Source organism: Egicoccus sp. AB-alg2, from assembly GCF_041821065.1.
GTDB lineage: Bacteria > Actinomycetota > Nitriliruptoria > Nitriliruptorales > Nitriliruptoraceae > Egicoccus.
The window spans coordinates 1-19570 of record NZ_JBGUAX010000008.1; the positions used below are offsets into that span (position 1 = coordinate 1).

General features: G+C 70.7%; 8 protein-coding genes. All 8 read right to left on the reverse strand.

Annotation, left to right across the window (positions count from 1 at the left end; genetic code table 11):
* Nucleotides 1-1936 (reverse strand): glycogen debranching protein GlgX (glgX, locus tag ACERM0_RS16190; RefSeq protein ID WP_373679658.1); only part of this gene is annotated, 1936 nt, incomplete at its 3' end.
* Nucleotides 1937-2060: 124 nt separating this feature from the next.
* Nucleotides 2061-3911 carry a malto-oligosyltrehalose trehalohydrolase gene (gene treZ, locus ACERM0_RS16195; RefSeq protein ID WP_373667798.1) on the reverse strand — a complete coding sequence of 617 codons (1851 nt, stop codon included), beginning with the start codon at nt 3909-3911 and terminating at the stop codon, nt 2061-2063.
* Between the two features lie 118 nt (nt 3912-4029).
* Nucleotides 4030-6522, reverse strand: coding sequence for a DUF3536 domain-containing protein (locus ACERM0_RS16200; protein WP_373679659.1), 2493 nt, complete (start codon nt 6520-6522; stop codon nt 4030-4032).
* Nucleotides 6523-6707: 185 nt separating this feature from the next.
* The gene (locus ACERM0_RS16205) at nt 6708-10238 is read right to left on the reverse strand and encodes a right-handed parallel beta-helix repeat-containing protein (RefSeq protein WP_373679660.1); all 3531 of its coding nucleotides are present in this window, start codon (nt 10236-10238) and stop codon (nt 6708-6710) included.
* Between the two features lie 296 nt (nt 10239-10534).
* Nucleotides 10535-12523 (reverse strand): 1,4-alpha-glucan branching protein GlgB, encoded by a 1989-nt coding sequence (glgB, locus tag ACERM0_RS16210; RefSeq protein ID WP_373679661.1) that lies wholly within the window; start codon nt 12521-12523, stop codon nt 10535-10537.
* 49 nt (nt 12524-12572) lie between these two features.
* Nucleotides 12573-15983, reverse strand: a complete 3411-nt coding sequence (gene treS, locus ACERM0_RS16215) for a maltose alpha-D-glucosyltransferase (RefSeq protein WP_373679662.1) — start codon at nt 15981-15983, stop codon at nt 12573-12575.
* Nucleotides 15980-17935 (reverse strand): maltotransferase domain-containing protein, encoded by a 1956-nt coding sequence (locus ACERM0_RS16220; protein WP_373679663.1) that lies wholly within the window; start codon nt 17933-17935, stop codon nt 15980-15982. Before ACERM0_RS16220 ends, treS begins: the two co-directional genes overlap by 4 nt.
* A 257-nt stretch (nt 17936-18192) precedes the next feature.
* Entirely contained in the window at nt 18193-19398 is a 1206-nt protein-coding gene (locus ACERM0_RS16225) for a S8 family peptidase (RefSeq protein WP_373679664.1), read from the reverse strand.
* Nucleotides 19399-19570 lie beyond the last annotated feature (172 nt).

Sequence of the window (19570 nt, forward strand, 5' to 3'; positions counted from 1 at the left end):
CGTTGAACAGCACCAGGAACGAGTCGTCGACGATCTGTTGACCGCGGGGATCGGGGCTGGCGATGCCACGGCCGTTGAGGAACACCTGCAGCGACTTGGCGTAGCTCGCGTCCCAGTCCTCGTCGTCCATCTCGGTGCCGTCGGGCCGCAGCCAGGCGATGTCGTCGATCTCCTCGCCACGCAGCGGACGCCCCTGGAACCAGCGTCGACGCCGGAAGATGGGGTGCTCGGCCCGCAGGCCGATCAGGCCGCGCGTGAAGGCGAGCAGGTCCTCGTCGACGGCGTCCCAGTCGTACCAGGAGATCTCGTTGTCCTGGCAGTAGCCGTTGTTGTTGCCGCCCTGCGTGCGCCCGAGCTCGTCGCCGCCGAGCAGCATCGGCACACCCTGGCTCAGCAGCAGCGTGGTCAGGAAGTTGCGCTGCTGACGGGCGCGCAGCGCGAGGACGTCGGGGTCGTCGGTCGGGCCCTCGACCCCGCAGTTCCACGACCGGTTGTCGTCGGTGCCGTCGCGGTTGTCCTCGCCGTTGGCCTCGTTGTGCTTGTCGTTGTACGACACCAGGTCGGCCAGGGTGAACCCGTCGTGGGCGGTGACGAAGTTGATCGAGGCGCCCGGTCGCCTGGTGTCGGACTCGTACAGGTCCGAGCTGCCCGTCAACCGCGACGCGAACTCGGGCAGGGTCGCCGACTCGCCGCGCCAGAAGTCGCGGATCGTGTCGCGGTAGATCCCGTTCCACTCCGACCACAGCGGCGGGAAGTTGCCGACCTGGTAGCCGCCCTCGCCGACGTCCCACGGCTCGGCGATCAGCTTGACCTGGCTGATGACCGGGTCCTGCTGGATGACCTCGAAGAAGGTCGACAGGCGGTCGACGTCGTGCAGTTCACGGGCCAGCGTCGAGGCGAGGTCGAAGCGGAACCCGTCGACGTGCATCTCGTTGACCCAGTAGCGCAGCGAGTCCATGATCAGCTGCAGCACGTGGGGATGGCGCATGTTCATGGAGTTGCCGGTGCCGGTGTAGTCCATGTAGTAGCGCGGGTCGCCGTCGACGAGGCGGTAGTAGGCACCGTTGTCGATGCCCTTCAACGACAGGGTCGGACCCAGGTGGTTGCCCTCGGCCGTGTGGTTGTAGACCACGTCGAGGATGACCTCGATGCCGGCGCGGTGCAGCGTCTTGACCATCTGCTTGAACTCGGTCACCGCCTGCTCGGCGGATCCCGACGCGTAGCCGTCGTGCGGGGCGAGGTAGGCGATCGAGTTGTAGCCCCAGTAGTTGGTCAGGCCGCGCTCGACGAGGTCGGACTCGGGCACGTGACGGTGCACCGGCAGCAGTTCGACCGCGGTGACCCCGAGGTCGGTGAGGTAGTCGATCACGGCCGGGTGCGTCAGCCCGGCGTAGGTGCCCCGCTGGTTCTCGGGCACGTCGGGGTGCCGCTGCGTCAGGCCCTTCGTGTGGACCTCGTAGATCACGGTCTCGTGCATCGGCGTGTGGGGATGGCGGTCGTCGCCCCACTCGAAGTAGGGGTTGGCGACCACGCTGCGCGGCACGAACGGCGCGCTGTCCTCGGTGTTGGGAGGACCGTCCGGATCGCCGAAGGTGTAGCCGAACACGGCCTGGTTCCACTGCAGTTCGCCGTCCACCGCCTTCGCGTAGGGGTCGATGAGCAGCTTGCTCGGGTTGCAGCGCGAGCCGTTCGCCGGGTCGTAGGGCCCGTGGACCCGGTAGCCGTAGCGCTGGCCCGGCCCGATGGTGGGCAGGTAGCCGTGCCACACGTAGCCGGTGACCTCGGTCAGCCGGACCCGCTGTTCCTCGCCCGCCTCGTCGAACAGGCACAACTCGACCCGGTCGGCCGCCTCGCTGAACAGCGCGAAGTTGGTGCCGAACCCGTCGTAGGTGGCCCCGAGGGGATAGGGCTGCCCAGGCCAGATCTCGAGCGCCATCGTGCCTCCACTGCCGATCGTGCATGGGAACCGCGTCAACCGATGCATCATGACGTGGCCGCGGGCGTTGCGTGTACCGCTCGCGTGTGCGAACGCCGGGGGTGCGACCGCGGGCAGCGGCGCGTCAGCGCCGCCGCAGCAGGGCGGTCGCGGTCCCCGGCAACCGCAGCGTCGTGGCGCCTCCGCCACCGTCCGCGACCGCTTCGTCCCGGAGCTCGACGCCCCCCGGGCCGTCCCACCTCGGATCGGCGGTGTCCAACACCAGCTGCCACCGCACGTCCGGGGGCAGAGGGACCTCGACCGGTCCCGGGCCGGCGTGGACGACGACCAGCACCTCGTCCTCGCGCCGGGAGCGACGCCACGACAGGGTCCCGGGCGTGTGCAGCACCCCGCTCGCGTCACTGGCATCGGGGGCGGCCACCGCGCCCAGCTCGCGGCGCAGGCGCAGGAGCTCGCGGTAGAGGGCGAGCACCACCGCGTGCGGGTCCTGGGTGCGCCGGGACCAGTCGAGCTTCGAACGCGCGAACGTGGCCTCGGCCTGAGGGTCGGGCGCCTCGCCCTGGTCGGCGAAGTAGGCGAACTCCCGCTTCCGGCCCTCCTGCACCGCCCGGACCAGGTCGGGGTCGGTGTGCGACACGAAGTACTGGAACAGTGCCGTCTCGGCGTACTCCTGCCCCATCCACAGCATCGGCGTGAACGGCAGGAGCAGCAGGCCGGCGGCCGACGCCTTGAGCTGTTCGTGGTCCAACAGCCGGCTCTGACGCTCGCCCAGCATCCGGTTGCCGACCTGGTCGTGGTTCTGGGTGCAGGCGACGAAGCGGTGGTAGGGGACGTCGTTCGCCGGGCGTCCGACGGTGCGCTGGCGGTGCGGCGACCAGCGGCCCGCCATCACGAACCGGTCCCGCAACGCCCGCCGCAGGTCGGCCAGCCCCGTGAAGTCCTCGTAGTAGCCGGTCTGTTCGCCCGTGAAGGCGACGTGGAGGGCGTGGTGGACGTCGTCGAGCCACTGGCCGTCGAGCCCGAAGCCGCCACGCTCGGGGGAGCGCACCAGCTTCGGATCCGCCAGGTCGGACTCCGCGATCACGAACGCGTGGCGCCCCGCACGGCGCGCCTCGGCGTGGACCTCACGGGCGATCTCCTCGAGCAGGTGCACCGCCGACTGGTCGAGGATGGCGTGCACCGCGTCGAGCCGCAGCCCGTCGACGTGGAACTCGCGGATCCAGCGCACCGCGTTCTCCACGAAATAGCGGCGGACACCGTCGCTGTGCGGGCCGTCGACGTTGACTGCCTGGCCCCAGGGGGTGTCGTAGCGGTCGGTGAGGTAGGGCCCGAAGTCGGGCAGGTGGTTGTCCTCGGGACCGAAGTGGTTGTAGACGACGTCGAGCACCACGGCGATGCCGGCGGCGTGCGCGGCGTCGACGAGCCGGCGCAGGCCCGCCGGCCCGCCGTAGGAGTGCTGCACCGCGTAGGGCAGGACGCCGTCGTAGCCCCAGTTGCGCTCGCCCGGGAACTGCCAGATCGGCATCAGCTCGATCGTGGTGACGCCGAGCTCGCGCAGCTCACCCAGGCGGGCCACGATCGCGTCGAAGGTGCCCTCGGGCGTGAAGGTGCCGACGTGCAGTTCGTACAGCACCTGCTCGTGCAGCGGCGGGCACACCCACCCGGCGTCGGTCCAGGCGAACGCCGGGTCGTCGACGGCGGAGGGGCCGTGGAGCCCTTCGGGTTGCCATCGCGATGCCGGGTCGTTGCGGTCCTCCTCGATTCCGGCCAGGCGGTAGCGGTAGCGGTCACCTGCGGCGACCCGGTCAACGGTCGCCTCGTGGTAACCGCGCCCGGTCGGCTCCAGCGGCGCGACCCGGTTCCCGTCGTCGAGCACCACCTCGATCCGTTCCACCGCCGGCGCCCAGACCAGGAACCGCGTCGAGCCGTCGTCGAGCGCGGTCGCGCCGAGGTGGTCGTGTTCGTGGTGGGTCACCAGGAGGCTCCGTGGCCGGGGGAGGGCCGAGGGTGCGTGTTCGGCGGCCCGGCCGCCGGCCGGGAGGCACCCGGACGACCCCCGCCACGGCCCAGCTGCGGGGGAACCGGTGGTGACCTCAGGAGATGGCGAAGCCGAGACGTTGCGTCAGGGCGTCGATCGCCTCGGCCCAGTTGCGTGCCGCCTCGTCGCCGGACGCCGCTCGTTGCGCGAGCCAGTCGCCGCGCTCGCGACGCACCCGCCACGCCAGGTTCTGCGCCCGGCCGAGGTCGATCTCGAAGGGCAGCGACTCGGCGATGTCGACCAGGGTCGCGAAGCTGGCGAAGACGGCCCGCTGGTCGCTGCCGAACACCGCGAAGGTCTCGTCGTCGTCGAGGGCGCGCTCGACCGCCCGGGTGACCCGCGACAGCGACTCGGCGTAGGCGTGCGCGAGGCCGTCGGCGTCGAGGGAGACGCGGAAGCGTTCCGCCTCCTCGATCAGCCCCTGGACCCGGGCGGGCTCGGGGTTGCCGCTGAGCGCTTCGCGCAGTTCGGCGTTGACGACCACCTCGGCCGCACTGCGCAGCGCCGGCGGCACCTTCGCGTCCAGGCCGGCCAGGAAGCGCATCAGCGGCGCGCGGCTGCGGTACACGGACCGGTAGGTGCTCTCCACGTCCGACAAGGTCGTGTCGAGCACCACGTCGAGCAGGCGCCGCTGCTCGTCGCGGAACAGGTCGCGCAGGGAGTACGCGTCGCGCCCGAAGTGCTCGTCGAGCCTGCGGATCGTGTCGGGGAAGTTGGCCTCGTCGAACGCCGCGGCGAGGTCGTCGCACATCAGGTCGTAGGCACGCTCGTCGCCGGCCGGCCGCACCCCGCACAGGAAGTTGTGGTCGCCGAAGTGCATGACGCCGTACTCGTAGCTGTTCTCCGCCAGCGTCACGGAGGAGCGCACGGTGATGCGGCCGTAGCCGACCTTCGCGCGGCCGGCCTCGGAGCGGTGCTCGTCGACACGTTCCACCTCGTAGCAGCCGAGGCGTTCCTTGCGGCCATAGCGGCGGAACAGGCCGCTGATCGCGAAGTGGGCCGCGACCTTGCGGAAGTTCGCCCGCGTCGGCATCACCAGCTGCTCGTAGACCGTGCGGCCGTCGCCGAACTGGGGCAGGTTGCTGGGCGCCTTGGCCAGGCGGGTGAGGAAACGCTCCTCGAGGTCGGGCAGGTCCAGGACCTGGCCGGCGAGCTCCACGACCCGGGCCGCGTAGGCCAGCACCTGGACCGTCTCGATGCGGGACAGCTCGTCGAAGAACCAGCCGCAGCTGGTGTACATCAGCATGGCGTGGCGCTGCAGCTCGAGGAGCCGGAGGACCTCGACCTGCTCGGCCGCGTCCAGTGGCCGGCGTGCGTGGCGGCCCAGCCACGTGCGCAGATGGGCGGGGGAGCGGTCGTGCACGATCTCGATGTAGTGGTCGCGCGCCGCCCACGGGTCGTGCAGCAACCGGCCGGCGGCGCGCTCGTAGGCCGGGCCGACCTCGTCCCGCAGCAGGTCGAGGGCGTCGCGCAGCGGCGCCCGCCACGCCTGGTGGCCGCCGGTCTCGCCGTTGGTACAGCCGCAGTCCGAGCGCCAACGCTCGACGCCGTGGGCGCAGCTCCAGGAGCTGTTCTCCACGATCCGGGCCTCGTGGTCGGGCGGGAACAGCGCGAGGAACTCCGCGTAGTTGGTCAGCCGCACGTCGTCCGTGTCGGACAGGCGCTGCAGCGCGTGGGCCAGCGCCATCTCGCCGTGCCGGTGGTGGTGACCGTAGCTCTCGCCGTCGGTGGCGATGTTGACCAGCTTCGGCCCCTGACGATCCGGGAAGGCGTGCAGCAGCCGCTCCGCCAGCCGGTCGCCGGAGAACAGCAGCCCTTCGAACGCGACCGCCTGCGACACCCGGGCGTCGTAGAAGAACACGTCGAGGTGGCGCCCGGACGGCAGACGCACCCGGTAGGGGCGGGTCGGATCGACCTGGCCGCCGGTGACGTCGGTCCAGGCTGGCTCCGGTCCGCCGTCGCCGTCGCCGTCGCCGTCGCGGTCGGCGGGCAGCGGCCGCACCGCGGCGGCCTGGTACGGGGACAGGACGGTGAACCGCACGCCGTTGGCGGCCAGCACCTCCAGCGTGGCGGTGTCCGCGGCGGTCTCCGCCAGCCACATGCCCTCGGCCGGCCGCCCGAAGCGCCGTTCGAAGTCGTACAGCCCCCACACGACCTGGGTGTGCTGGTCGCGGGCGTTCGCCAGCGGCAGGATCGCGTGGTTGTAGACCTGCGCCATCGCCGAGCCGTGGCCGCCGAAGCGCGTCGCACTGCGCCGGTCGGCCTCCACGATCCCGGCGTGCACCTCGGGGGCGTGATCGCGCATCCAGGCGAGCAGCGTCGGGCCGACGTTGAAGCTCATGCGCGCGTAGTTGTTGATCAGGCGGGTGATCCGCTCCTGCGCGTCGAGGATGCGTGCGGAGGTGTTGGGTCCGTAGCACTCCGCCGTGATGCGTTCGTTCCAGTCGTGGAACGGCCACGCCGAGTCCTGCTGCTCGACCACTTCCAGCCACGGGTTCTCACGCGGCGGTTGGTAGAAGTGCCCGTGCACGCACACGTAGCGTTCCATGGGCGCCTCGGCTGTTCGACGGACGGGGCAGCGTACGGCCTGCCGCCGCGGTCCCACGACACCGTCTGCCCCGCGCGCGATGCGTCGCGGGGCGCCGCCGGGTCCGACTGGCATGGGTGGGCCCGACGGACGGCAGCCGCCCGCCGGGCCCAGGCCCGAGGTGAGGGATGCGGACTCGGTGCCGCTCAGCGTGCGCGCAGCGGCGGTCCCGGTACGTGCGACGGCGGTCCGGGCACGTGCGGCGGTGGGCCGGGCACGTGCGGCGGCGGGCCGGGCTGGCCGTCCTCCGTCACCGGCGGCAACAGCTCGATCACGGTCGGCTGCGGGTTCGGCGCCAGGCGTGCACCCGTGTCGGGCGGCGCCTGCCCGGTGAGCTCCAGCAGACCGTGCATCGCCACGCTGCCGTCGGCCGCGATCTCGGGCCGCAACCCCTCGGTGTCGAGGCTGACGAACCAGTCGTCGGTCACGCGGACACCCTCGCCGTTGCGGCTGGCCTCGCGGTTGCCGCCGCCCGCGTAGGTGAGGTAGTTCGACGGGTCGGTGCGGATCGTGTCCTCCTGCTCGCGCAGGTTGATCACGTCGGACTGCTGGGCGACGTACGACAGCACGCCCCGTGCTTCGTAGTCGGTCTGCGCCGCGCTGGTGGTCAGCTGCAGGTTGTTGCCCGCCGCGCCGGGACCGACGAGTCCGCTCCGGTATGCCGTCACGTCGAACACCCGCACGTCCGGGCCGGAGTTCGACGTGATGCCCTTCGCGTAGTTGTCGAAGGCGACGGCGTTGCGCAGCACGTGCTGGCCGGGCATGTTCTCGCCGCCCAGCTTGAAGCCGTTGCCCTCGCCGATCAGCTCGAACGTCGTGTCGGCCTCGAGCCAGCCGTTGCGGTAGGCGACGGAGTCCTCGATGACCACGTTGCCGATCGGGCCCTCGGTCGACTTGGCGTACAGATCCCAGCCGTCGTCGATGTTGTGGTGGGCGATGCAGTAGCGGAACACGTTGCCGTCGCCCACCGTCAGCTTCGCCGCGAAACCGTCGGCGTCGTTGGCGAGCGGGTCGGCGTTGTTGTGGGCGACGCTGGACAGCACGAGGTTGTGCGACGGCCACATCTCGAACGGTTCGGTCGGGCTGCCCGAGATCTGCACGCCGGTGTCGCCGTTGTGGTGGGACTCGATCCGCTCGACCACGTTGTGGTGACCCTGGATCAGCAGCGGCTTCTGGTAGCCGCGCGACCCGGTGATCTCCAGGTCGTACAGGTGCCAGTGGTCACCCCGCAGCTGGATGCCGCCGGAGGGCGACTCGGAGAGGTCGAGGGTCGCGCGGCCACCCGGCTCGGACATGAGGGTGATCGGCGCCTCGACCGTGCCGTCGTTGCCGCGGGCGATCACGACCGCGCGATCCGGCAGGTACGTGCCATCGCGCAGCACCACCTGCTGTCCGGGCTGGGCGAAGCCGACGGCCGTGTGCAGGTCCAGCGGACGGGCGGGTGTGCCGTCACCGTCGGGCGTGCCATCGGGGGCGACGTGGATCGCCTGACCCGGCCGGCCGTAGCGCGCGACCTCTACGGTGATCGGCCGCGTGAGGACGTCGTAGGAGGACAGGTCCTCGTACTCGCCCAACTGGGTCTGCTCCTCGCGTGGTGAGGGGGTGAGTTCGGCGACGAGTTCGTTGGTCCCTTCCTGCAGCGGCGCGGTCAGCACGACCCGCTCCGCCGGCGTCACCGCCGACGTCCCGACGACCTCGCCGGCAGCGTCGCGGAGCACGACCTCACCGTGGACGTTCGCGACCAGCGGCACGTCCAGCGAGCGGTGCGGCGTGGTGCGTGTGACGTCGGACGTCAGCGACGGGTCGACGTAGGTGGTCGGCCGCTCCATCGGCTCGTCGTCGTCGTCCGGATGGATCGTGCTGAACTGGATGTCGCTGGCGGTGACCACGATGTTGCGGGCGGCGAAGACCCCGACGTAGAACTTGTCCGGGTCCTGCTGCAGGAGCAGGTCCGGCTCGTACTCGATGATCTCGTGCGTTTCGCCGTCCACCGTCCAGATCGCGTGGAAACCGGTGTTCGACTTGCGCAGCGTGTACTCGTAGACGTCGCCGTCGACGAACCTGGGCGGGTTGGTGTTGGTGCCCTCGGTCATGCCGGCGCGGTAGTCCCAGTCGAAGGGTTGCGAACGGGTCAGGTCACGGCTGGGTGTGGACACGGTCGGCCCGTCGGTGTAGCCGTCCACCCACTTGCCGCCGGGCATGCCGTAGCGGAACACGAGGTTGCCGTCGATCACGCGCTGGTACTTGGCCGTCATCACGCCGGCGGAGTTGAAGTAGCGCGCGTCTCGGTCGTTGGGCACGAAGGTGTCGATGGCGATGATGCCGAAGCCGGACTGGTTGTCCTTGCCGCTCGCGTCGTCGACCGTGAACGTCGCCGAGAGCGTGAAGTTCTCCGTCGTCGGGTCGACCTCGGTGTAGCGCCACAGGAAGCCGTCCTCGGAGTCGGCGATCTTGCCGTTGTTGCCGATCAGGTCGAAGGTGAGCGACCCGTCCTCGTGCTCGACGAGTTCACCATGACTGCTGACGCCCGCCTGCGCGGTCAGCCAGCGCTCGACGGCGTCGGCGACCGTCACCCGGAACGTGTCGGAGGTCGTCGAGTCGTCGCCGCGGCGGGCCGTGACCCGTACCTCGACGTCCGTGCCGGGCGTCAGACCCGGCAGGTCGGCCTCCGTGTCGTCGGTGGTGGGACCGGGGATCCAGTCCGGGTCGCCGGCCTGCCGGTGTTCGACCGCGTAGCTCTCGGCCTCGGGCACGGTGGTCCACTCCACCGTGACCGTTGCCTGGTCGCCGTCGACCGCGGTGGTCAGCGCCGTGTGGATCGTCGGTGCGGCCAGCGGCAGCGTGAACGGTGGCGCGGCGGCCAGCGCCGACGTCTTCGGTGTGTCCTCGTCGGTGCGTGAGAGGGCCACGTGCACCTGGTGGTCGCCGGACGCGGCAGGGGTCAGGGCGATGCTGCCGCCGTCGCCAGGGGTGCCGGAGATGTTCTGGTCGACCTCGGCCCCCTGCGCGTCGAACAGCGTCGCGGTGGCCAGGTCCGCCCCGTCGAAGCCGATGACGCCCGCGAAGTCGACGACGATCCGCCCGCCGTCGACCGACACGTCGGTGACGACGGGGTCGGCGACGGTGTCCCAGCCGGGTCGCTCGGGCGGCGGCCCCTCCGCCAGCTCGAGGTAGTAGATGTTGACGCCCGAGGACGGGGAGGCGACGTAGTAGTCGCCGGCCTCGGGGACGACCATCATCGCCGAGGGGATGTCGTTCGGTGGGCCGTACGCCGGCACGCGGGCCACCTCCGTGCCGTCGCTGCGGTAGAGCGCGAGGGCGCGGTCGGCGCTGCTGCTGGAGCTGAGGGCGTAGACCGTCAGCGTCGCCTCGTCCGTGGTGGTGAAGGCGACCGAGCGGTAGCCGGCGTCGCCGGCGCCGTTCAGCTTCAACCGCCGGGTGAAGGTCATGCCGCCACCCGTCTTGCTGTTCGCGTCCACCTCGGTCCCGTGCCGCACGGTGAAGCGGCCGACCTCGAGGTCCTCGGCGATCACGCCGATGTCCATGAAGGAAGCGTTGAGCACGGCGGGTGCGGACTGTGCGGCGGCGCTCGACGTCCCGAGGCCGGTGAGCAGCAGTGCCAGGGCGGCCAGCAGCGCGATCGCCGAGCGGGCGTGTGGTTGGTCAAGTGCGTGCATAGGACGACTCCGGAGCTCTCCCATGCCCGTCGGCCAGCCTCGCGAGTCGTGCGATGCTGTCGGGGAACCGAGGGGCGGTCGTCCGGGTCCGCGCGACCCGCCTCTCCGAGCGGGACGTCGCCGTAGCGACTGGTAAGCGCTTTCCCAAGCGACCGTACGAGACCCTACTCACGACGTTGCGTTGGTCAAGGCCTGACCGCCGTTTTCCGGGGCTTTCCGGGGAGTGCGCGGTCGCCGCCGGCCGGCGCGGCCCCAGCGCGCCTGTCCACGGGCGCGCTGGGAAAACGGTTGCCGTCTTAGTCCTCGGTGCGCTCCGGGTCGTGGGCCAGGACCAGCACGCCCAGCGGGGGCAGGTGGAGGTTCACCGAGTGGTCGAGCCCGTGGTAGGGCAGCGGGGTGGTGTGCACGCCCCCGTGGTTGCCCACCCCCGAGCCGCCGTACTCACCGGCGTCCGAGTTGAATCGCTCGACCCAGAACCCGCGCTGCGGTACGCCGACGCGGTAGTTGTCCCGCGGGATGGGCGTGAGGTTGCACACGACCACCAGCTCCCGCGAGCCGTCGCGCGTGCGGCGGCGGTAGGCGATGACGCTCTGCTCCCAGTCGGTCGCGTCGATCCAGGCGAAGCCGGCCGGATCCACGTCACCGTCGTGCAGCGCCGGCTCGTCCTGGTACAGGCGTCCGAGGTCGCCCAGGCAGCGCTGCAGACCCGCGTGGCGTTCGTGCTGCAGCAGGTGCCAGTCCAGCGAGCGCTCGTGACCCCACTCCTGCCACTGCCCGAACTCCTGGCCCATGAACAGCAGCTTCTTGCCCGGCTGCGTGAACATGTAGGCGTACAGGGCCCGCAGGTTCGCGAACTTCTGCCACTCGTCGCCCGGCATCTTGGTGAGCAGCGAGCCCTTGCCGTGCACCACCTCGTCGTGCGAGAGCGGCAGGCAGTAGTTCTCCGTGAACGCGTAGATCGCCCGGAACGTCAACTGGTCGTGGTGGTAGCGGCGGTGGATGGGGTCCTGCTGGAAGTAGGCCAGCGTGTCGTGCATCCAGCCCATGTCCCACTTCATGCCGAAACCGAGCCCGCCGATGTACGTCGGGCGCGACACCATCGGCCAGGCGGTCGACTCCTCGGCGATGGTCTGTACACCGGGGAAGTTGCGGTAGACCTCCTCGTTGAAGCGGCGCAGGAACGCGATCGCCTCGAGGTTCTCGTTGCCGCCCCATTCGTTGGGAATCCACTCGCCGTCCTCGCGCGAGTAGTCGAGGTAGAGCATGGAGGCGACCGCGTCGACCCGGATCCCGTCGACGTGGTACTCCTCGAGCCAGAACAGCGCTGACGACAGCAGGAAGCTGACGACCTCGCTGCGCCCGTAGTTGAAGATGTAGCTGTTCCAGTCGGGGTGGTAGCCCTTGCGGGGGTCGGCGTGCTCGTAGAGGTGCGTGCCGTCGAAGTACGCCAGGCCGTGCTCGTCGGACGGGAAGTGCGACGGCACCCAGTCGAGGATGACGCCGATACCGGCCTGGTGGAGTTGGTCGATCAGCTGCTTGAGGTCCTGCGGCGTCCCGAACCGGGAGGTCGGGGCGAAGTAGCCGGTGGTCTGGTAGCCCCAGGAACCGCCGAACGGGTGCTCGGTCACCGGCATGAACTCCACGTGGGTGAAGCCCAGGGCCTTGACGTGGTCGATGAGCGGTTCCGCCAGCTCGGCGTAGTTCAGCGGCCGGTTGCCCTCTTCCGGCACCGTGCGCCAGGAGCCGAGGTGCAGCTCGTAGATCGACATGGGCTGGTCGAGCGCCTGGCGCTTCTCGCGTTCCGCCAGCCAGGCGTCGTCGTGCCACTCGTAGGACAGGTCCCACACCTTCGAGCCCGTCTTCGGCGGGGTCTCCGTGTGGACCGCCATCGGGTCGGCCTTGTCGACCCGGAAGCCCGCGTGGCGCGAGCGGATGTGGAACTTGTAGGTGTCACCGTGACCCACGCCGGGGACGAACAGCTCCCAGATGCCCGACACGCCGCGCGGGGCGAGTTGGTGGGCGTCCTTGTCCCAGCCGTTGAACTCGCCGATGACCGATACCTGCTGGGCGTTGGGTGCCCACACGGCGAAGTGCGCGCCGGCCTGGCCGTCCACCGTGCGCAGGTGGGCGCCGAGCTTGTCGGCCAGGCGGAAGTGGGACCCCTCGTTGAACAGGAACAGGTCGTCGTCGGTCAGCAGCGAGGTCGCGCCGGCGCCCGGGACCTCGGGCGCGACGCCCTCGGGCCCGGTCGCCGCGGGCGCCTTGCCGTGGGGCGTGCCAGCCATGGCTCCTCGTTTCGTTCGAAGACGTCGTCGGGGTGGCCGTCGGGCCGCGTCAGGCCGGGGGATCGCCGAGCACGTCGGCGATGCCGCGCAGCGGGATGTCGACCCATTCCGGCCGGTTGTTGAGCTCGTAGCCGAGCTCGTACACCGCCTTCTCCAGCAGGAACGCGTCCAGCAGGATGGCGGTGTGCTCGGGATCGGCGGGCAGGAACGCCTGACCCTCGGCGGCCTCGAGGTAGCCGTGCAGGAAGCCCGCTCCGGCCCAGCGGTGCCAGTAGGCCAGCCAGTGCTGCAACTCGTCGTAGCCGTGGCGGTCCGGGGTGACCGCCCCCCGCTCGACCTGGAAGCGCAGCGCCGAGTCCGTGGCGTACTGGAACGAGCGCAGCATGCCGGCGACGTCCCGCAGCGGCGAGCGCTTGAGTCGCCGCTCGCCGAGCGGCCGGGCCGGCTCTCCCTCGAAGTCGATGATCACGAAGTCGCGGCCGGTCCAGAGCACCTGGCCGAGGTGGTAGTCGCCGTGCACGCGGGTGCGCATCGTCTCGATGCGGGCCCGGGAGAGCACCCGCAGCCGCTCGAGGATCTCGCCCTCGCGGTCGGCCAGCGCGATGATCCGGTCCCGCGCGTCGGGATCGTCGACGCTGCCGGCGGCCTTGCGGGCCTGCTGCAGGCCGCGGCGCAGGGCGTTGCGCATCGACTGGTACAGCGAGCGCTGGTAGAGGGTGGTGAAGGGTTCGGGGGCGAAGGCCGGGTCGTCGCTGGCCGCCAGCGCGCAGTGCAGCTCGGCCGTGCGGCGTCCGAGCAGGCAGCTCGCGTCGAGGAACGGTCCGATGACGTCGTGGGCCGCCTCGGGGAGCGGGGACAGCGCCAGCCGGAACGACGAGTGCCCGTCGGGCAGCTCGCGTGCGGTGCGGGGCGGATCGGTGAGCACCCGCTCGGCGAACCGCTCGAGCTCGTCGAGGGTGTACACCCAGGCGTCGCCCTCGTTCGGGACGAACCGCTGCAGGATCGCGAGCGTCGCCGGGGTGTCGGCCGCCCGGAAGCGGTGCTCGATCGTCCCGAGCAGTTCGGGGACGTGGTCGAGGCGGCCGGTCAGGTAGCGGCCGATCTCCACGTCCGGGGACTCGCCGGCGTCCAGGCGGCGCAGCACCTTCATGAGGTACTGGTCACCGAACATGATCGAGGTGTTGCTCTGCTCCCCGCGCAGCACCCGCGGCTCGAGCCCGTCGGCGCCGCGCAGGATCGACGCCTGGCGGCGGCCGAGGAGCTCGCCGTTCGTGCTGCGGTACTTGCGTGAGCGGGCCACCGCGTCCAGCAGGAGCAGCCCGGCCTCCTCGTCGTGCAGGGCGTCGTAGAGCACGCCGCTCTGGGCCCGCGGTCCGCGGCCCCGCACGGTGGCCAGCACCGCGTTGGGGGCGACGGCGCCCAGCCGCCCGGCCTCCTCGCCCTCCGCGAACCCGACCGCGAGCACGTAGCGTTCCGGCTCGCCCTCGGCGTAGTCGACGCGCACGACCAGCAGGTGCAGCTCGGGGTCGTCCTTCTTGCCCACCGGGGCGACGTCCTCGACGTGGGTGCCCTGGATGGTGCGGGCCTTGCCGCCGAACCAGCGCTGGCGCAGCAGCACCGCGGGCAGGATCGCCTCGAGGCGTTCGCGTCCGCGGCCGCGCAGCAGCGCCCGCCATTCGCCCGAGAGCGTGACCTCGGGCGGCTCGGGGACGGTCTCCACGGTGCGGGAGCCGGCGTACTCGCGCATGTTCGACAGGCTCAGTCGGCTGGGGGCCCGCTCCAGGGTGAACCAGTAGAACTGGTAGGGGCCCAGCGTCAGGGTGTACGGCGCGTCGGTGACCGGTGGGAACGCTGTCCGTCCGAACATCTCCACCAGCGACAGGCCCTCGAACTCCTCGAGCGGCACCTGCGCCGCCTGCGCGTGACGCGAGAGGTTGGCGACGACCAGGACACGCTCCTCGTCGCCGGCCGGTCCGGATCCGTCGCCGTCCGGGGGGCTCCACCGGCGCACGAACGCCAGCACCTTGGGGTTGTCCGGGTTGACGAACTCGATCGAGCCGCGCCCGAAGACACGGTGGTGGCGCTGGCGCAGCGCGATCAGCCGCTTCATCCACCACAACAGCGAGGCCGGGTTGGCCTGCTGCGACTCCACGTTGATCGTCTCGTAGTGGTACTCCGGGTCGATGACGATCGGCAGGTACAGGCGCTGCGGGTTGGCACTGCTGAACCCGGCGTTGCGGTCGGCCGACCACTGCATCGGCGTCCGGACCCCGTTGCGGTCGCCGAGCCAGATGTTGTCGCCCATGCCGATCTCGTCGCCGTAGTACAGCACCGGCGTGCCGGGCATCGACATCAGCAGCGAGTTCATCAGCTCGATCAGGCGCCGGTCGTTGCCGAGCAGCGGTGCCAGCCGGCGCCGGATGCCGAGGTTGATCCGCATGCGCGGGTCGTGGGCGTAGGCGCGGTACATGAAGTCGCGCTCTTCGTCCGTGACCATCTCGAGCGTGAGCTCGTCGTGGTTGCGCAGGAACAATGCCCACTGGCTGTTGTCGGGGATCTCGGGCGTCTGGTCCAGGATGTCCAGGACGGGGAAGCGGTCCTCCTGGCTGACACCCATGTACAGCCGCGGCATCAGCGGGAAGTGGAAGTTCATGTGGCACTCGTCGCCGTCGCCGAAGTAGGCGGCGGCGTCCTCGGGCCACTGGTTCGCCTCGGCCAGGAACATCCGCCCCGGCCAGTGGGCGTCGAGGTGTGCCCGGAGCTCCTTGAGGTACTCGTGCGTCTCCGGCAGGTTCTCGCCGTTGGTGCCCTCACGCTCGTAGAGGTAGGGGATGGCGTCGAGGCGGAACCCGTCGACGCCGATGCCGGCCCAGTAGTCCAGCGCGTCCTTGACCGCCTCGCGGACGTCGGGGTTGTCGAAGTTCAGGTCCGGCTGGTGGCTGTAGAAACGGTGCCAGTAGTACTGGCCCGCCTCGGGATGCCAGGTCCAGTTCGACGTCTCGAAGTCCTGGAAGATGATCCGGACGTCGGGATAGCGGTCGGGCGTGTCGCTCCAGACGTACCAGTCGCGCCACTTGCTGCCGGGCGGGCTCTTCACGGCCCGCTGGAACCACGGGTGCTGGTCGGACGTGTGGTTGATCACCAGCTCCGTGATCACCTTGAGCCCGCGCGCGTGCGCCTCCTTCACGAAGCGCTTGAACTGGCGCATGTTGCCGTAGTCGGGATGGATCGCCGTGTAGTCGGCGATGTCGTAGCCGTCGTCGCGCAGCGGTGAGGGATAGAAGGGCAGCAGCCAGATCGCCGTCACGCCCAGGTCCTGCAGGTAGTCGAGCCGCTGCGACAGGCCACGGAAGTCGCCGAAGCCGTCACCGTTGCTGTCCTGGAAGGACCGCACGTGACACGAGTAGATGACGGCGTCGCGGTACCACTGGTCGTCGAGCGGGGTGGAGTCGTGCGTCATGCGGAGGCCTTCACCACGAAGACGTGCGCCGGGCTGACGTGCGGGTCGAGCTCGACGTAGTTGCGCCGCCCCTGCCAGACGTAGCGGGCGTCGCCGATGCGGTCGTGCACCTCGAACGGCTGGTCGTCGCCGTCGATGCCCAGGGCCTCGAGGTCCAGCCAGGTCGTCGCGGCCTGCTTCCAATGGGGGTCGAGGTTCACGACGACCAGCACCGTGTTGCCGGTCAGCGGATCGCGCTTGGAGTAGGCGAACAGCCGGTCGTTGTCGACATGGTGCAGCGCGAAGCCGCGATCCTGCTGCAGGGCGGGGTTCTCCTGCCGGATCCGGTTGACCAGGCGGATCATCTCGCGCAACGAGTGCGGCTGGTCGAGGTCCCAGTGCTTGATCTCGTACTTCTCGTTGTCGAGGTACTCCTCCGCCCCCGGGCGCGCCTCGTGCAGCATCAGCTCGAACGGCGGGCCGTAGATGCCGTAGTTCGCCGTCAGCGTCGCGGCGAGGACGAGCTTCTGCACGAACGCGCCGCGGCCACCGAACTGCAGGAACTCGGTCAGGATGTCAGGCGTGTTCGGCCAGGAGTTGGGGCGGAAGTAGTCACGCACCTCGGTCAGGAACAGCTCCCGGTAGTACTGCTCGAGCTCCCACTTCTCGTTCTTCCACGCGAAGTAGGTGTAGGACTGGTTGAACCCGATCCGGGCCAGCTCCTGCATCACCTTCGGGCGCGTGAACGACTCGGAGAGGAAGATCAGGTCCGGGTGCTCGTCGAGCAGGGCGTTGAGGCACCACTCCCAGAACGCGAACGACTTGGTGTGGGGGTTGTCGACGCGGAAGATCCGCACCCCTTCGTCGATCCAGTGCTCGAAGACCCCCTTGAGCGCCTGCCACAGACCCTCGGGGTCGGAGGTCTCGAAGTCCAGCGGGTAGATGTCCTGGTACTTCTTCGGCGGGTTCTCCGCGTACTGGATCGTGCCGTCGGGACGCTTCTTGAACCATTCGGGGTGCTCACGGACCCACGGGTGGTCGGGCGCGCACTGGAAGGCGATGTCCATCGCCAGCTCCAGGCCGTGGTCCTGGCACGCCTTCACGAGCCGGCGGAAGTCGTCGATGGTCCCCAGGTCGGGGTGGATGGCGTCGTGACCGCCGTCCGCCGAGCCGATCGCCCACGGCGAGCCCGGGTCGTCGGGTTGCGCCTCGACCGAGTTGTTGCGCCCCTTGCGGTGCACCGTGCCGATCGGATGGATCGGGGGCAGGTACAGCACGTCGAAGCCCATCGACTGCACGTAGGGCAGCCGGGCGAGCACGTCGTCGAACGTGCCGGGCCGGTCCGGATCGGGCGACGTGGAGCGGGGGAAGAGCTCGTACCAGGCCGAGAAGCGGGCGCGTTCACGGTCGACGCGCAGCGGGTAGCGCGCGGACTCGGCCGCGAAGCGGCGGGCGTCGTTGCGGGCGACCAGCTCGGCCGTGCTGGCGGCCAGGGCCGGCGCTGCACGCTCGGCGGGTGGCCGAGCGGTGTCGCGCAGGCCGTCGCTCAGCGCCTGGAGCCGGTCGGCGTCCTCACCGGCGGCGCGCTCGTGCACCTCGTCGAGCAGTTGCGCACCGATGGCGAGGTCGACGTCGGTGGCCACCTCGGCGTCCAGCTTCTTGCGCGTGTCGCGTTGCCAGCTGCCGAACCGGTCGATCCATCCGGTGACCCGGAACTCGTAGCGGCCGAGGTCGTCGACGACGAAGCCGCCCCGCCAACGGTCGTTGACGAGCGGTTCCATCGGCGCCTCGTGCCAGCGGCGCTGGCCCTGCCGCCGCCAGGACACGGCGGCGCGGATGACGTCGTGGGAGTCCGCGAACACGTCGGCCTCGACGACGACCAGTTCACCCCGCGACGTCTTGGCGGGGTAGCGCCCGGCTTCCACGCTCGGGGACACGCGGCGGATGGCCACGCGGCGGTTGGTGACTCCCACGGCAACCTCGTTGCTCGCCGACGACGACGGACGCTAGGCGAGGTGGTGCGTCTGGCGCACCGCCGAGACGTCGGTCGGACGATCACCCGCGTTCATGCGGTGGCCAGGCGCCGAGGCTCGCGCCGAGTACGTGCGGCAGGCGCGAACGGCTGCGCACGAACACGAGGAGGGCGCCCGCCGGGCGTGCGGCGGGCGCCCCGTGGCGTCGACCTCGCGGTCGACACCGGCCGGTCCCCCGAAGGCCGGCCCGTCGTGGCTCAGCGCGAGTACACGAGGCGGTTCGGCGAGCCGGCGAGGTTGCCGAGCGTGCCCGTGGTCGCGTTGTTCAGGATGGCCGTGTTGACCGTGCTCGGGGACGCGTTCGGCGCGCCCTGCAGGTACAGCGCGGCGACGCCCGCGACGTGCGGTGCGGCCATGGACGTCCCGCTGATCGTGTTGGTCGCGGTGTCGGTGGTGTGCCAGGGGGCGGTGATGCTCTGACCGGGCGCGAAGAGGTTCACGCACGAGCCCCAGTTCGAGAACGACGCGCGCTGGTCCGCCGAGGTGGTGGCACCCACGGTCAGCGCCTGCGACACGCGGGCGGGGGAGACGTTGCAGGCGTTCTGGTTCTCGTTGCCGGCCGCGACGACGTGCGTGACGCCGGCGGCGACCGAGTTGCGCACGGCGTTGTCCAGCGCGGTGGAGATCCCGCCGCCCAGGCTCATGTTGGCGACCGACGGCCGGGTGTGGGTCTGCGTCACCCAGTCGACGCCTGCGATCACCCCTGACGTCGAACCGCCACCCCGGCAGTCCAGCACGCGGACCGGCACCAACGACACCGCCTTCGCGACGCCGTGCGTCGAGCCGCCGACGGTGCCGGCGACGTGCGTGCCGTGGCCGTTGCAGTCCGAAGCGCCCCGCCCGTCGTTGATCGCCGTGGCGCCGGGCAGCACGCGGCCGCCGAACTGACGGTGCGTCGCACGGATGCCCGTGTCGATGATGTAGGCGCGGACGCCCGCACCGGTGCGGTCGTATGCGTAACGGTTGTCCAGCGGCAGCCGTCGCTGGTCGATGCGGTCGAGGCCCCAGGTGACCGGGGACTGGACGGTCTGCAGCGCCTCGACGCGCTGGTCGGCCTCGACGTAGGCGACGTGCGGGTTGCGGCGGAGGCGTTCGACCTCGGCCGCGTCCATGGTGGCGGCGAAGCCGCGCAGGGCCGCGTCGTACTGGTGGTGCACGCGCGCACCGCGCGCCTGCGATGCCCGTCGCTCGCGGGCGACCTCGTTGCCGGTCGCCCGCTCCTCGAAGACCACGATCCAACGGTCCTCGATCGCGGTGGCGTCGTCGTGGTCGACCAGCGGTGCCAGGTGTTCCGCCTGGCGCGCCGGATCCGCTCCCGCTGCACCGGACTGGGCCGCGGCGGGTGACGCCACGACGGCCAGGCAGGCGCCGGTCACGGCGGCCAGGACGTGTCGGGTTCTCACGTTCGTGCTCCTGAGGTCCGCGCCACCCCCGTTGGCGGCGCGTGGGGCGCCCCCGTGGTGCCGGTCCGCCCTCCCGCGGACCGTGCCGGCTGCGCGACGGGACCATGACACGAAAGAACTAGTCACACCGCTGTTCGTGCGCTCGTCGCATGTTGCGCCGGTGAACGCGCCG